This is a genomic window from Collinsella tanakaei YIT 12063 (genome assembly GCF_000225705.1).
Lineage (GTDB): Bacteria > Actinomycetota > Coriobacteriia > Coriobacteriales > Coriobacteriaceae > Collinsella > Collinsella tanakaei.
Genome location: NZ_JH126470.1, coordinates 142,889 through 157,566, shown reverse-complemented (window position 1 = coordinate 157,566; position 14,678 = coordinate 142,889). Strand labels below are relative to the sequence as shown.

The 14,678-nt window shown below is 62.3% G+C and carries 12 protein-coding genes; all 12 read right to left on the bottom strand.

Features of this window, described 5'->3' with window-relative positions:
- Positions 1–27: 27 nt before the first annotated feature.
- The 12 genes from HMPREF9452_RS07425 to HMPREF9452_RS07365 all read right to left on the bottom strand — a co-directional run bounded on the left by HMPREF9452_RS07425 (position 28) and on the right by HMPREF9452_RS07365 (position 14,543).
- Entirely contained in the window at positions 28–168 is a 141-nt protein-coding gene (locus tag HMPREF9452_RS07425) for a rubredoxin-like domain-containing protein (RefSeq protein WP_009141520.1), read from the bottom strand.
- A 285-nt stretch (positions 169–453) separates the two neighbouring features.
- Positions 454–957 (bottom strand): flavin reductase family protein, encoded by a 504-nt coding sequence (locus HMPREF9452_RS07420; protein ID WP_009141519.1) that lies wholly within the window; start codon positions 955–957, stop codon positions 454–456.
- 157 nt (positions 958–1,114) lie between these two features.
- Entirely contained in the window at positions 1,115–1,585 is a 471-nt protein-coding gene (gene smpB / locus HMPREF9452_RS07415) for an SsrA-binding protein SmpB (protein WP_009141518.1), read from the bottom strand.
- 2 nt (positions 1,586–1,587) lie between these two features.
- Positions 1,588–2,478: a hypothetical protein gene (locus HMPREF9452_RS07410; protein ID WP_009141517.1), complete on the bottom strand. Its 891-nt coding sequence runs from the start codon at positions 2,476–2,478 to the stop codon at positions 1,588–1,590.
- Positions 2,479–2,528: 50 nt separating this feature from the next.
- On the bottom strand, positions 2,529–4,658 hold the full coding sequence (locus HMPREF9452_RS07405) for a ribonuclease R family protein (RefSeq protein WP_009141516.1): 2,130 nt from the start codon (positions 4,656–4,658) through the stop codon (positions 2,529–2,531).
- Between the two features lie 265 nt (positions 4,659–4,923).
- Positions 4,924–5,841: a permease-like cell division protein FtsX gene (gene ftsX, locus HMPREF9452_RS07400; protein WP_009141515.1), complete on the bottom strand. Its 918-nt coding sequence runs from the start codon at positions 5,839–5,841 to the stop codon at positions 4,924–4,926.
- The gene (ftsE, locus tag HMPREF9452_RS07395) at positions 5,828–7,045 is read right to left on the bottom strand and encodes a cell division ATP-binding protein FtsE (protein WP_009141514.1); all 1,218 of its coding nucleotides are present in this window, start codon (positions 7,043–7,045) and stop codon (positions 5,828–5,830) included. Before ftsE ends, ftsX begins: the two co-directional genes overlap by 14 nt.
- 707 nt (positions 7,046–7,752) lie before the next feature.
- On the bottom strand, positions 7,753–8,682 hold the full coding sequence (locus HMPREF9452_RS07385; protein WP_009141512.1) for a transketolase family protein: 930 nt from the start codon (positions 8,680–8,682) through the stop codon (positions 7,753–7,755).
- A 7-nt stretch (positions 8,683–8,689) separates the two neighbouring features.
- Positions 8,690–9,583: a transketolase gene (locus tag HMPREF9452_RS07380; protein WP_009141511.1), complete on the bottom strand. Its 894-nt coding sequence runs from the start codon at positions 9,581–9,583 to the stop codon at positions 8,690–8,692.
- 216 nt (positions 9,584–9,799) lie between these two features.
- The gene (locus HMPREF9452_RS07375; RefSeq protein ID WP_009141510.1) at positions 9,800–11,431 is read right to left on the bottom strand and encodes a hypothetical protein; all 1,632 of its coding nucleotides are present in this window, start codon (positions 11,429–11,431) and stop codon (positions 9,800–9,802) included.
- 263 nt (positions 11,432–11,694) lie between these two features.
- Positions 11,695–13,044, bottom strand: a complete 1,350-nt coding sequence (locus HMPREF9452_RS07370; RefSeq protein ID WP_009141509.1) for a PTS transporter subunit EIIC — start codon at positions 13,042–13,044, stop codon at positions 11,695–11,697.
- A gap of 23 nt (positions 13,045–13,067) precedes the next feature.
- Positions 13,068–14,543 (bottom strand): glycoside hydrolase family 1 protein, encoded by a 1,476-nt coding sequence (locus HMPREF9452_RS07365; RefSeq protein ID WP_009141508.1) that lies wholly within the window; start codon positions 14,541–14,543, stop codon positions 13,068–13,070.
- Between the last annotated feature and the right edge of the window lie 135 nt (positions 14,544–14,678).

Below are 14,678 nucleotides of genomic sequence, written 5' to 3'. Positions count from 1 at the left end.
GATTCCAGACATCTGGTTGAAGCGAGGTTACTCCTCGACGGCCTCAAACTGGTCGGGACCAACGCCGCAAACGGGGCAGATGTAGTCCTTGGGAAGCTCGGGGGTGTCGACCTCGACCTCGAAACCGCAGACAACGCAAACAAACTTGTAGGTCTTCTCGTCGCTCATGGCGAACCTTCCTTTCACAGGCGAATGAACAATAGTAGAAGTATATCCATCCCGCGCGGGTGCATGCGCGAAATTGGAATCTTCTCAAGCGGGCGGTCGCACCGGAATCCCCTCGCGGCGCCCTCTTTTGCTACCATTCTTATACCATTCGATGGGATGCCTTGCAAGTAACAATACAGAATCCTAATAAGGATTTACACGCGCCTTGCGCATGCGGGCCGCACGCCTCGAGGTGGCGCAACCGCGCAGCACGGGGCGACGCGGCGCGGCGCCTCCATAGCGGGGCTATGCCTGGTAAGACGAGGCCTTGGGAGGCGTCTTGCCCTTGAGGGTGGAGTGATAGTAAGAATACGTCAGAGGTTCCTCGTCCGAAACGCGCTCCGCCTCGACCACATCGCCGATGAATAGATAATGGGTGCCCACGTCCACGGTCTCGATGAGGTCGCAAGAAAACACGGCGCAGATATGCTGGGGACTATAGGGGCAGCCGTTGCCCGTGCGCTCCTCGCCGTACTTCTCAAACTTATCGAACGTATTGGAGCTGCGGAAACCGAAGTTGCCGATATAGGGCATGTCCGCGGTCTTATCGATCGCGGTGACGGCGAACTTGCCGGCCCTAGCGATAACGTCTGCAGTGACGTTGTCCTTGTGCACGGCGACCATCATGCGCGGCGGCTCAGCGGTGACCTGCGTTGCGGTGTTGATGATGCAGCCCGCCTTGAGGCCGTCCGCCTCGGACGAGACCACGTACAAGCCGTAGCTCATGGTGAAGAAGGCAGTTAGATCCATGACGTCCCCTCTTAACGTAGAGATGTCGCCGCGCCGCGCGGACGTGTTGCCAGGCGAAACATGGTGCCCGCGCGTCGCGACATTTGCATCAAAGATTCTACCCGCGCACATGGACTCCAAAGCGCAGCGCTGTGCAAATTAGGCTGTTCGGCGCAGCCTAGCGGCTACGGGTTTTGAGCGCGCGGTCGATCTCGCGCTGCATATCGCGCTTGGCCATATCGTCGCGCTTGTCGTAGAGCTTCTTTCCGCGACCCAGGCCAAGCAGCAGCTTGACGCGGCCGTTGTCATCAAAATAGAGCTCCAGCGGCACCAGGGCGTAGCCCTTGTTGCGAAGCTTGCCGTCCAAGTAATCGATCTGCTTGCGATGGAGCAGCAGCTTGCGACGACGATCCGGATCGCGATTGAAAATGGAACCGTGCGAATACGGATGGATGTGAACGCCGATCAGCCAGCACTCGCCGTTGCGGATAAGGGCGAAGGTGTCGGTTATCTGGCAGGCTCGCTCGCGCAGGCTGCGAACCTCGGTGCCCGCGAGCACCACGCCGCACTCAAACGTCTCGTCGATAAAGTACTCGTGATGCGCGGAGCGATTCTTGGCGATGGTCTTGCGTTCTTTGCGGCTGGGCATGGCTACTCCCCCGCCTCGTCGGAACGCGGATCGACGGAGCCGGCAGCGCGCTCGGCCTTGAGCTCGGCATCCGACTCATAGATGAGCTTGATAAGCGCCTTGCAAGCCTCCTCGCCCACCAGGTGGTGCGCGCGCACGGTGAGATCGGTCGCCATGGCGGTATCGCCCTCTGCTGCTGCGTCAGAAGCGCACATGAGCAGGCAGACCGCGATCTCGGCATTGGGTGTGGTGGGCACGCCCTCAAGTACCAGCTCGCCCATAACATGGTCGTCCGTCTCTTCCGCGACCTCTGGATGCTCGTTCATAAGGCGGCTCATCAAGCGGACCACGCGCTGCTCCGTTGGCGCCAGGCGCTGGGCGATGCGCGCGCAGCCAGATGCGGCGGAGGCGCGGTCCTCATCCAAAAAGAACTGGCCCAGGTTGGCGTAGGCGCGTGCCGCGGAACGGTTGTCGGATGCGCGCTCGATCACGGAATTGCTCAGCGCAGCCCACTCCTGCACGTCGCCCAGCACGCGGAAGAGCTCCGCCAGGTCCAAACGGTAGTTGCAGTTCATGGGATTCCAACGCACTGCCTGCATAAGGGCGTCGCGAGCGGATTCCCACTGCTGCTGGCGAATGTAAGCGAAGCCAAGGGCGCCATAGAGGCGGTCGACCGGCGCCTCCATCTGCACCAGCTCGCGCGGGTCGCGCTCGATGCGGCGGTACGCCAAGCGCTCAAAGGGGTCGGCGAAGCTGAACCACTGCGTCTTGGAGGTATCGGAGCATTCGGCCTCGACGTATTCCTCAAGCATTTGGACGAGTTTCTCCAGCAGCGGCACGGCCGTCGCCAGATCGCCGGTCACAAGGAAGTTCTCGGCGTATTCGATATCATGGGCATCGATAGGTAGATCCATGGTTCCTCCTGTAAAAACAATCAGCCACCAGTGTAGCGCAAGCCGTGCTGCTAGGGACGAGCAGGCTGCCGGAGCGCCAACGTGCTCGAGGGCGTGACCGCGTGGACGAGCTTGAAGTCGAGGTGCCCGCGTATGACGTTGACGCTTGAGACCTCGATCACCATGCGACGGCCCAGCTCGATGACATCGCCCGTGGACGAGCTGGCAAGCGTGAGCGCGTCCTCGTCCAGCTCCCACCAATCGCCGTTGACTCCAAGGCTGCTCATGCGCACCAGGCCCTCGGCGCCGGTATCATCCAGGCGAACAAAGACGCCCATGCGGTCTATCCAAGACACGGTGCCGCAGAAACGCTGGCCTATGCGCTCACCGTAATACTGCGCCACCTTGACCTTTTGCGTGGCGTGCGCGGCGGCGTCTGCCAAGCGCTCTCGATCGCTGGCGTGGCGACAGAGCTGCGGGGCGATCTGGTCGAGCGCCTGCCGTCCGGTGCCCACCAGGGCGTCCGTGCGTTCGCGCGCGGCCTTTTTACCCAGATGCTCGCGGGCGAGCGAAAGCTTGAGCGCACGATGGATCAACAGGTCCGGATAGCGGCGAATGGGACTGGTGAAATGGCAGTAGGCCGGTGCGCCCAAGGCAAAGTGACCCTGGTTGTGCGGCTTGTAGACGGCGCGCTGCATCGCGCGGAGCAACAGGGCGTTGGTGAGCTCCTCGAAAGGCGTGCCATGCGCTGCCTCGACGCCCTGCTCGATGGCGTGCGGGTCGCCTAACTCGATCTCAGATGCCTGCTGCGGCGAGATCGCCCCCAGATCTGCCAGCACGCGCGCGGCGGCCACCAGGTTGTCCGGAGACGGCGGCTCGTGCACGCGAAAGGCCGCGGGCGCGCCCTCGTCCGCCAAACGCTCCGCCACGCATTCGTTGGCAAGCAACATGGCTTCCTCGATGAGCGAGGTCGCGTCGGTGCGGATGCGGTTCACCAGCTCGACCGGATAGCCTTCATTGTCCAAGATCGCATGGACCTCGACCGTCTCGAAGTCGATGGCGCCGCGCTCGTGGCGAATCTTTTGGCGCGCATGGGCAAGGTCGTTCGCATCGCGCAGAAAAGCCGCGAGGTCGACGCCGGCTTCCTCCGCCTGGGCAAGGCAGGCGCGAGCGCGCTGGAACGAAGGCTCATCGCCCAATGCGAGCGGATCTTGCAGCAGCGCGTCCGCAGCGGCGTAGTCCATGCGCACGCGCGAGTGGATTACGGATGGGAACATAGTGTAGGACCGCACGCGACCGGCGGGCGAAAGAACCATATCGACCGTAAAGGCCAAACGGTCCTGGAGCGGAACAAGCGAGCACAGGTTGTTGGAAAGACGCTCGGGCAGCATAGGGAGCACGCGGTCGGCAAGGTAGACGGACGTGGAGCGAGTGCGCGCCTCAAGGTCGATCGAGCTTTCCCACGTCACGTAATGCGAGACGTCGGCGATATGGACGCCCAGGTTCCAGCCACCATCCGGCGTGCGCGCAACGGAGATGGCGTCGTCGAAATCGCGCGCGTCAACGGGGTCGATGGTGATAAGGAAGCGATCGCGGATGTCGCGACGCAGCGGGTCCGCAAGAGCGGCCTCGACATCCAGGTCTAGCGCCCGGGCTTCTTCAAGCGCACGAGGGTTGTAGCCGTCACTCAAATCATAGCGGGCCATGATGCACTGGATGCCCAGGTCCGGCGCGCCCGCATCGCCGATGCGGCGCTCGATGGTCGCCACGCCGGATTCATAGCGCGACGGATAGGTCTCGATACGGGCGGACACGATGTCGCCAGGCTTGACCTTGTGGTGCTTGGGGCTATTGTCCGTAGGGAGGATAAAGAAATCCTGCCTAATGCGCGCGTCCAGCGGATGGACCACGCCCAGCGGCCCGTTTTGCACAAAGGTACCTATCACGGAGGTGGCGGCATGCTCGATGACGCTCTCGATAATAGCGCGGCGCTCACCGTGGGGTCCGCGGCATAGGCTGGCATGAACGCGGTCGCCGTTCATGGCCTCGCGAAGCCCGCGGCTGGTGAGTTTGAACTCGCCCTCCGCGCATTCAACATAGCCAGATCGCTCCGTAATATGAACCGTGCCGATAAGGCCGGCTTGGTGTTGGGTGCGCGCCGGACCCTTGCGACCGCCGCGCCCCTTCTTTTTGCGTCCCACCGACGCACCCCCTTTCGCGCCCGCCGCAGCGTGCGGGTGGCGCGTCGATATATCAAAAGCGGCTCCTCGTGCGAATCATCGTCCAAAGAAACAAGGGCACCGCGAACAGGCGTTGTTATACCCAAACAAAACCCGGGCGGGACTTGGACATGGCGATGCGCATATGTTGCACTCACCTTGCCGAAGTCCCGCCCGGGATATACGTGCAAGCTGTCATGGCCGTACGGCCAACTCGAAGGACCTTTTGGACGAGTATAGCGCGGCGCTAGACCTTGAGGTAGCGGCGCATGGCGATAGCCGAGCCAAAAAGACCGATAACAATACCAACCAGGATAAGCGAACCGTAGGTTGCCAGGTACATCGCCATGGTAACGTTGAACGGCATGAACTTGAGGTTCTCCTGGATGAGAGGCATGAGGAAGTTGCGGACCAGCTCAAGGCAACCGATGGCCAGAAGCGATCCCAACAACGCCTGCAGCACGCCCTCGGCCACAAACGGCCCGCGGATGAAGCCGTTGGAGGCACCCACCAGGCGCATGATCGCGATCTCTCGACGGCGCGCGGTGATTGACAGGCGGATGGTGTTGTTGATGAAGATGAACGCTACGAAGGTGAGCAGAGCCACCAGCACCACAGCCGCCAGGCGGATGTAATCGGTGAACTGGAACAGGCGCGCGACCTCCTCCTGGCCGTAGAGGACCGACTCGTCCACGTTGCCGCCATCAACGATCTGCTGGAAGTCCGAGTCCTGCTTGATCTTGTTGGCCATCTCCTCGACCTGGCTGGGCTCGTTCATCTCGATGGTGTACGAGCGGGGCAGCGGGTTCTCGCCGTCCAGGGCGGAGATGGTTGCGTCGGCGTCGCTGGAGCTGCTCTGGAAGTCCTCCAGGGCATCGTCCTTGGTCTTGAACTCGACGTTCTTGACGTTGTCCCAGCCCTCGATCTTCTCCATGAAGGCCTCGACGTCCTCGTCCGATGCATCGTCCGAGATGAAGGCGGAGATCTTAACGGTGTCCTGAACGCTGCCGATCATGGAGTTGATCATGGCGGAGCCGATGATGAACAAGCCGATGATGAACAGCGACAAGAAGATGGTGATGACCGCGCCCAACGACGTGGTCCAGTTGCGGGTGAAGTGGCTGCCTGCCTCGCGCAGGGAGTAGCCCAGATTAGAAGGAGCCATAGTTGCCGTAGCCTCCCCTCTCCTGGTCGCGGATCACGCGGCCGCCCTCGAGGGCGATAACGCGACGGTGCATGGAATCGACCATCTCGCGGTCATGCGTGGCCACGATCACGGTCGTGCCGGTACGGTTGATGCGCTCGAGCAGTTTCATGATGCCCAGCGAGATCGCCGGGTCGAGGTTGCCCGTGGGCTCGTCGCAGATGAGCAGCGGCGGGCGGTTGACCATGGCGCGAGCGACGGAGACGCGCTGCTGCTCGCCGCCGGAAAGCTGGTCGGGCAGGGAATCCATCTGATCCGCCAAACCCACCAGGCGCAGCACCTCGGGTACCTGGGCGCGGATAACGCCGCGGGGCTTGCCGATGCACTGCAGGGCGAACGCCACGTTCTCGTACGCGGTCTTGTTGGGCAGGAGCTTGTAGTCCTGGAAGACGGCGCCGATCTGGCGGCGAAGGTACGGAATGCGGCGGTTCTTGATGCGCATGAGGTCCTGACCGGCGACCAGCACGCGGCCGGAAGTAGGCTTGACGTTGCGCAGCAGGGTGTTGAGCAGCGTGGTCTTGCCGGAGCCGGAGTGACCGACCAGGAAGACGAACTCTCCGGGATAGATCTCGATGTTGACATCGTCCAACGCGGGCTTATTGGGCTGCGCGGGATAGATCTTGGTGAGGTGCTCGGTCAGGATGACGGGCTCGACGCCCGCCTGACGCGCAATCTTCTTGCGCTCTTGGGCACGGTCCAGGTCCGCCGGGGCGAACACCGAGGTAAAGTCCGGATTCTGGAGCGCTGCGTCCAGGTCGCGAATCTGACGGGCCTCGTCCGCGTCCGTGGAGGGACCGGCGGCGCCCGCAGGCGTCATGAAGACGTCCGGAGCAGTCACGGCAGCTGCGGTGGCCGCGGGGGCCGCTGCGGGAGCGGACGGATCGGGAATGCCTGCCAGCGATGGCGTAGACGGACCAACGGGATCGACCAAAGGGTCGGGCACGTTGACGCGCGGCTGCGCGGGCGCGGCGGGCGAAGGGATGTTGAGCATGGGGTTTGCCGCGGACTGAGCGGCGGAAGCATCGCCTGCCGAAGCTGCGTGCTGTGCGAGCGGATCGCTCTGGAAATCCGGCACGGAATCCTTGCTCTCAACGCCGTTTGCCTGGGGCATAGGCGCCTGAGACGCGGACTGCTCGTCTCCGGATGTACGGAAGTGGTTACCCACTAGAGCTCCTTCGTGTCGTGCGTTTGAACTACATATGCGTTTGCTATTTTAGCAAGACCTGCGCAGATGCACAGAACAAGCACGATAAGGCGCGTTATCGACATGCCGAAATAGAGCTTCGCCCGTGTCGCCCTGCCTCGCCTGCGTCGCCTACTTCGCCCGTCTCGTCAGCGTCGCCCGCTTCGCCCACTTCGTCCTTCTCGTCAGCGTCGCCTACTTCGCCTGCCTCGTCAGCGTCGCCCGCTTCGTCCGCTTCACCTGCGCCGTCCGCTTCGTCCTGCTATTTTCAGCCTCCAGTTGGAGTTGGCTGTACTGAAATCGAGCTTCAGTTGGAGTTGGCTTGCTAAAATCGCGGACCAGTTGGAGTTGGATGCTATTTTTACGGTCCAGTTGGACTTGGCACTGCTGAAATCGACCTTCAGTTGGACTTGGCGCGGATTCATGGATACGATGGTTTAGAGAATCTGCAGGTAGATGAGCCGCATCCCTTATCGCTGATTGACATCAACTCCAACTGGAGGTGATTTTTAGCAATTCAGGCAACATGAAGGCTCTTTTTAGCAGAGCGCAACTCCAACTGAAGGCCAAAAATAGCAAGAGGGGGTCCGCGCGTACGCAGAACCCCCCCCTGGAAGCAGTTCTAGTTGTCTAGCTCTAGTTGACTAGTTGGACGAGAAGCCGTGCAGGCACCCGCCCGTCTTCGCCCCCTACTTGCCCAGAACCTCGTGCACGCGGGCGACGATGCCAGCGGCGTCCAAGCCGTAATGGGCCAAGAGCTCGGCGGCGTTACCGGACTGACCGAAGCCGGTCATGCCCAGACGGCTCACGCGGCAGGGATGCTTTTCTGCCAGCAGCTCCGCGACCGCGGAACCCATGCCGCCGTAGACGCTGTGCTCCTCAACGGTGAGGACCACGCCGGTCTTGGCAGCGCTGGCGAGAATGGTCTCCTCGTCCAGGGGCTTGATGCTCATGATGTCGACGACCTCTGCGGAGATGCCCTCCTCAGCGAGGAGCTCGGCAGCCTTCAGGGCGTGGGCCAGCTCGACGCCGCATGCCATGATGGAGATGTCGGAGCCCTCGCGGACCACGTTGGCGAACGCCTCGGTGTCCACGGAGAAGTCCTCGCCGTAGACCTCGGGCAGAGGCTCGCGGCCCATGCGCACGTAGAAGGGGCCGGGGGTCTTTGCGGCGAGCTTGATGGCGGCGCGGGCGGCGTTGTAGTCAGCCGGAACCAGCACGCGCATATGGGGCAGAACGCGCATGAGGGCGATGTCCTCGAGCGCCTGGTGGGTCTCGCCGTCCGGGCCGACGGTGATGCCGGCATGGGTGGGGCACACCTTGACGTTGAGGTTAGAGATGCACACCGTGTTGCGGATCTGCTCCCAGCAGCGGCCGGAGCCAAAGACTGCAAAGGAACCGGTGAAGACCGTGCGGCCGGTAAGCGCCAGGCCGGAGGCGACGCCGATCATGTTCTGCTCGGCGATGCCCACGTCGACAAAACGGTCCGGATGAGCTGCAGCAAGCTTGGCGGTGGTGGTGGAACCGGCGAGGTCGGCGTCGACGGCCATGACGTCGATGCCCTCGTCCACAAGCTCGAGAAGGGTGGGGCCGAAAGCGGCACGCGTTGCTTTTGCCATGGGGTCTTTACGCCTCCTTCGCAGCGAGCTGCTCGCGCGCCGCATCGATCTCTGCCAGGGCGACGGCGGCCTGCTCCGCGCTGGGAGCGTTGCCGTGCCAGCCCACCTGGTCCTCCATGAAGGAGACGCCCTTGCCCTTGACGGTCTTGCAGACGATGGCGGTAGGGGCGCCGGTGTGCTCAACGGCCTGAGTCAGGGCCTCTCGGATAGCCGGGATGCTATGGCCGTCGCAGGCAAGGACGTTCCAGCCAAAAGCGCGGAACTTCTCGGCGGCGGACTCGATGCTGCAGACATCGGTCACGTGGCCGTCGATCTGCAGGTTGTTGTTATCAAGCATGAGGACAAGGTTATCCAGCTTGTTGTGGGCGGCGAACATGACCGCCTCCCAGTTCTGGCCCTCCTGCAGCTCGCCGTCGCCGGTGAGGACGAAGACACGCTGGGGGTCGGTACCCGCGGCGGCTGCATCGAGCTTCAAGCCCAGCGCCATGCCGGCGGCGATCGAAGTGCCCTGACCCAGCGAGCCGGTGCCCACCTCTACGCCGGGGCACAGGTTGCTATCGGGATGGCCCTGCAAGCGGCTGCCCATGTGACGCAGGGTGACAATCTCATCATGCGGCAAGAATCCCTGCTGGACCAGCAGGGCGTACAGCGCGGGAGCGGCATGTCCCTTTGAGAGGACGAAACGGTCGCGGTCTGCGGACGAGGAATCCTGGGGGTCCCATGCGAGGACGCCGGAGAAGAACAGGGTCGCCATGGCGTCGGTCGCGGACAGCGAGCCGCCGGGATGACCGGAGCCCGCGGCTTCGAGCATCGCGATGATGTCGTGGCGCATAGAATTGGCGATGAGCGCTATCTCATCATCCGTGCGCGCGCACGCGCTCCTGAGCGTTTCAGTTGACATGCCTTTCCCTTCATGTGCGGGGTGGTTGGATGAACGGTTTTCACTATAGCAGCCATGTGGGGGAACACGGCGGGCGAACACAATCAATCAACACGGATGTACGGAACATTTTTGCCGCAAGCACGCAAAGGCCGGCGAACGGTCGCAATACAGGATGCGGTTCCCGTTGATGAGCGGAGCCCCGGGCCGCCGCGCTCCTCTGCGCACGGGCCTCCCCTACCCCTGCTGCTTGACTACCGAACCGGAGATCTCCATAGACTCGTTGCTTGGATTGCCAAACAAAAACGCCGGCTTGGTGTAGTCGCCCGAGAAATCGAACAAGATGCTGCCGTCCAGGCCCAGAACGCCCTCGATGTGCGCGGCACCGTCGCCGCCAGAGCTCTGACCGTCACCTGAGAACGCGTACACAAAGCCGTCCGCTTGACGGAACGAGCCGCTGCCCTCGCCCGCCGCCTCGCTGGTCATCTGGCAAGCGATGACACCGGATATGGTCTGGGGGTTAAAGCCGCTGCTCGCAGCTTTGTACTCAATGGAGAACGCGCCGGTCGACGCATCGAAGTCGACGATCCTAAAGGAAGTCATGCGCCCGGCGTCGCCGTCTTGAGCGGAGTAATAACCCGCCAGCGCGTCGGCGTTGTAGGAGAACTCCTCCGTCACCTCGCCGGCGCTCCTCGTCCACGCCTGCCCATCGAATGTATAGGTATACGGGGTCGAGGTCTTGCGCGAGCCAAACCACATGTCAAGTGCGCCCACGCCGGTGTAGGAGCACGTCTGCGACGCCTCGTCAAACGTGGGCGAGAAGCCCTCCGGGAAATCCGGGTCATTGGTCACGCCGGCGATGGCGCGCGTGGTGGCCGAGCTTTGGCTCAGCGTGCCCAGCCACTCGCCGTCCGGGCTGGTGGCGGTCTCGGCGTCTTGCATGCTGGGATAGCGGTCCGCTTGCGACGCGTGGACAAAGATCAGGTGCACCAGGCACTCGCTCTTGAAGAACTCGTTGGTAAGCACGGCCTCCGCATCGACCAGGACCGATCCGTCATCTTCCGTCACCGCCTGGGTGATGCGGACGTCGGAGAGCTGATAGGTGCTCTCGCCCACGTAATCGGCCGAAGCAAATCCGCGCATAAAGGCGTCATCCTGCTCCAGGACGGCACGCACCGCGGACTCGTCAACCTCCGCCAGCATCGACGCGATGTATGCGGGGCCGCCCAGGGCGAAGAAGCCGCCGACGCCCGCGCCGCCCACCAGCAGAATCACTATGAGGACGATGGCCCAGCGAGGCATGCGGCGCTTCTTGGGTTTCTCGTCCAGAGAATCCGCCTCCACCGCATCCGCGGACACCGGGCGATGCAGGGCCTGGGTCCAGCCGTCGCGCCCGCCCTGCTGCAGGGTCGCCGTAGCGGTGGGCAGCACCTGGGTGAGCGAGTTCACCGCCTGGTTGTATTCGGCCAGGTCCCTGCGGGCGATGGCGACCAGCTCGCACGCCGCAGCATAGGTAGAGGTCGCGGTTTTGGCGAGCTCACGCGCCGGGGTTTGGTTGAGCAAGGGCGGCTGGCCGGGAGCAAGCACTTGGTCCGACGCGGGCACCTCGCTAGAAGCGGGCACCTGGCCGGGCGCGGGCACCGGGTCGGATATCTCCGGAACGCGGGATATACGGTTGGAAACCGTCTGGGGCGACGGGGGCGCGAAATGCGCTGCCTGACGCATTGCCTCGCGCGTCGCCAGGTCATCAGGCAAGACCTGGGTAGACGTGCCGAAATGCGCGCCGAACGTACGGTCCAGCGCGCTGCTTGCCAGGGAAGGCTCAATCGAATCTATCGCATCGCGATCGCTGTTGCGCGGGTCGCTCATAGTGACTCCAAACAATCAAGGGTACGGGGACATTTTAAAGCAGATTGATGAAGACGCTGTCGCTCGGTTGCGCTGTATATGTGAACGAGGGCAAGACGAAGCCAACAAGAAGCGCGCCCGGGCAAACGAGCCTGGACGCGCCTCTAGGATATATCGCCGGCGCCCGATTCATCGGTATCAAGCAGTGTGGGAACACCGGCGCGGTGAAGGGATATCGCGATCGATGAGAGCCGTCGCGTGCGGCGCGCTCGCCCAGCGACCTCCTACGCCTCGATTGGCTTGGTAAGGATATAAGAGGTGACCGCAGCTATGCAGAAGGACGCAACGAGGCAGGCCGCGATAGAGAGGAGGTTGCCCATGGCGCCGCTGGGATCCATGTAGACCGGCAGCGAGGTGATGCCGGGCATAACGAAGCCGTAGCACTTGGCACCCAGAATGACCGTGAGCATGCCACCGATACCGCAGCAGAGCATAGCGCCGAACAGCGGGGTCTTGTTGGGAACCTGGACGGTGAAGAGCGCGGGCTCGGAGATGCCCATAAAGGCAGAGAACGAGCAGGTGAGGCCAGCGGAGCGCATGGCGGGGTCCTTCATCTTGAGCGACGCGCCCAAGGCGGCCCCGGACTCGGCGAGGTTATGGCAGAAGGAAACCGGCAGAAGATAGTCGTAGCCCAGGGTAGCGATGTTGGAGATCTGGATAGGCGAGGTGGACTGGTGCATGCCGAACAAAACGATCAACGGCATGAAGAAGCCAAGCAGGAAACCCGCCAACGGTCCGAAGGTGTCGAACAGCCAGACGATGCCGTTCGCAAGTCCGATACCGCACCAAGCACCGATGGGAGCGAGGACAGCAAGGTTGAGCGGAATGACGATCATGAGCGACAGCGCGGGCACCACGACCAACTTGAACAAGTCGGGGATGAACTTGTCGATGACCCGGTACACGACAGACAGGCCCGCGACGCCGAAGATGACGGGGAACACCGAGCTGGCATAGCTGAACACGGGCAGCGCGATGCCGAACAGCGTGAAGGGGGACTCGCCGGTGCCGACCGCGGAAACCAGCGTGGGATACATAAGCGATCCCGCGACGCACAGGGCTAGGAACGGGTTGACCTTGAACTTCTTAGCAGCCGAGACGGACAGCAAAAACGGCAGGAAGTAGAACGGGATATCGGACATCATGTTGAAGATGGCCCAGTCCCCCGATCCGGTATCGATACCGAAGCCGGCGATGACCGCCAGAACGCCCTTGACGATGCCGCCCGCGACAAGCGCCGGAATGATCGGCGAGAAAATACCGGTGAGGATGTCGAGCACCTTGGCCTTGCCGCCAGCATCAAGGTCCATGTCGCCCGCGCTCTTCGCACCCAGGAGGGGCTCGAACTCCAGGAACACATCGCCCACCTTGGGACCGATAATGACCTGCCACTGCCCGTCTTTGATCTGGGCGCCCATGGCGCCTTCCATCTGCTTCAGGGCTTCCAGGTCGCCTTTGGAATCGTCCGCCAGGTTCACGCGCAGGCGGGTGATGCAGTGGGTCGCATGGGTAACGTTATCTGCGCCGCCAAGCTTTTCCAAGATATCGGCGGCAAGCTCTTTGTTGGTTTTCATGGGTACACTCCCCTTCTCTCGCGCTAGGAAAGATCCTCGCCATTCGACTCGATGCACTTCTTGTACCAGGCGAACGAGTCCTTGCGATAGCGCTCGCCCGTGCCCTTGCCGCCGTTGTCGTAGTCCACGTAGATCAAGCCGTAGCGCTTATCCATGGTGAGCGGCCCACATGAGACGACGTCGATGAAGCCCCAGACCATGTAGCCGCGAACGTCGACGCCGTCGATAACGGCCTCCTTGAGGCACTCGATGTGCGAGCGGAGGTAGTCGATACGGTAGTCATCGTGGACGGTGCCGTCCTCGTTGAGCACGTCAGAGGTGCCCAAGCCGTTCTCCGCGATGTAGAGCGGCAGGCCGTAACGGTCGTACATCTGGTTGAGGGTGACGCGCAGGCCCACGGGATCCATCTGCCAGCCCCACTCGGACGTCGGCAGATAGGGGTTCTTGTTTGCCATGACAAGATTGCCGGCGGTCTTCTCCCATCCCTGCTCGGTGGTGGAAACCTGCGAGAAGTAGTAGGAGAATGCCAGGAAGTCGACGGTGTTTGCAGCCAGGAGCTCCTCGTCCCCGTCTTCCATCTTGATGTCGATATCGAAACGGTCGAAATAACGGTTCATATACGAGGGATACTCGCCGCGCGCCATGATGTCGGTGTAGAACCAGTTGGAATACTGGTCATCCTGGAGGGCCTGCATGTTGTCCTCCGGCTTGCACGTTGCCGGGTAGGTGCAGAAGCGGGCGATCATGCCACCGATCGGCGCGCCAGGCAGCATGCGGTGGCACAGCTCGACCACGCGAGCGTTGGCGACAAACTGATGGTGCAGGCACTGGAACACCGCCTGGCTGGTGCACTCCTCATCGCCGGGAATCAGGCAGACGCCGTCCCACGGCGCGAAGCGCCCAGCGTTGAACTCGTTGAACGGAAGCCAGAAATCAACCAGGTCACCCAGCTCGGAGAACAGGGTCTCAGCGTAGCGAACAAAGAACTCGATGGTCTCACGGCTCTTCCAACCGCCGTACTTGAGCACCAGGTTCACCGGGATGTCGTAGTGCAGGATGGTCGCGAAGACCTTGATGCCGTGCCTGTGGCACTCGGAGAACATGCTGCGGTAGTACTCGATGCCCTCGCGGTTGGGCTCCAGGTCATCGCCGTTGGGAAAGATGCGGCTCCAGCAGATTGAGGTGCGGAACAGCTTGAGGCTCATCTCGCCGAACAGCTCGATATCGTCCTTATAGCGATGGTAGAAGTCGATGCCCCTGCGATTGGGATAGAACTCGGTGCCCTCGTCCGCAAGCGCCGCCTCGAACTCCTCGCGGGAGAACGGGTTTCCATGGTGCTTGAGCTCCACCTGCTCGTGGTCCCAAGAGGGGTCAAGATAGCGCAGGTCCTGGGTAGAGGTACCCTTGCCGCCCTGCTTCCAGCCGCCATCCGCCTGGGAACATGAGATAGCGCCGCCCCACAAGAATCCGTCATCAAATCCTGCCTTGAGTTTGGTCATGATGCAATCCAATCCGTAGAAGGTGACATCTTTGCAGCGTATGCATGCTCCGATTCGCACGTCGCCCTACATCGCCCAGCGCGCTTTACTGATTCACAGTCTACGGTGAATAACGATTTTATATAATGTCATGAG

Bases quoted from the DNA above. Each gene is read 5' to 3' on its own strand.
- HMPREF9452_RS07425 (WP_009141520.1), bottom strand. From the start codon at position 168: ATGAGCGACGAGAAGACCTACAAGTTTGTTTGCGTTGTCTGCGGTTTC.
- HMPREF9452_RS07420 (WP_009141519.1), bottom strand. From the start codon at position 957: ATGGATCTAACTGCCTTCTTCACCATGAGCTACGGCTTGTACGTGGTC.
- smpB (WP_009141518.1), bottom strand. From the start codon at position 1,585: ATGCCCAGCCGCAAAGAACGCAAGACCATCGCCAAGAATCGCTCCGCG.
- HMPREF9452_RS07410 (WP_009141517.1), bottom strand. From the start codon at position 2,478: ATGGATCTACCTATCGATGCCCATGATATCGAATACGCCGAGAACTTC.
- ftsX (WP_009141515.1), bottom strand. From the start codon at position 5,841: ATGGCTCCTTCTAATCTGGGCTACTCCCTGCGCGAGGCAGGCAGCCAC.
- HMPREF9452_RS07385 (WP_009141512.1), bottom strand. From the start codon at position 8,682: ATGGCAAAAGCAACGCGTGCCGCTTTCGGCCCCACCCTTCTCGAGCTT.
- HMPREF9452_RS07380 (WP_009141511.1), bottom strand. From the start codon at position 9,583: ATGTCAACTGAAACGCTCAGGAGCGCGTGCGCGCGCACGGATGATGAG.
- HMPREF9452_RS07375 (WP_009141510.1), bottom strand. From the start codon at position 11,431: ATGAGCGACCCGCGCAACAGCGATCGCGATGCGATAGATTCGATTGAG.
- HMPREF9452_RS07370 (WP_009141509.1), bottom strand. From the start codon at position 13,044: ATGAAAACCAACAAAGAGCTTGCCGCCGATATCTTGGAAAAGCTTGGC.
- HMPREF9452_RS07365 (WP_009141508.1), bottom strand. From the start codon at position 14,543: ATGACCAAACTCAAGGCAGGATTTGATGACGGATTCTTGTGGGGCGGC.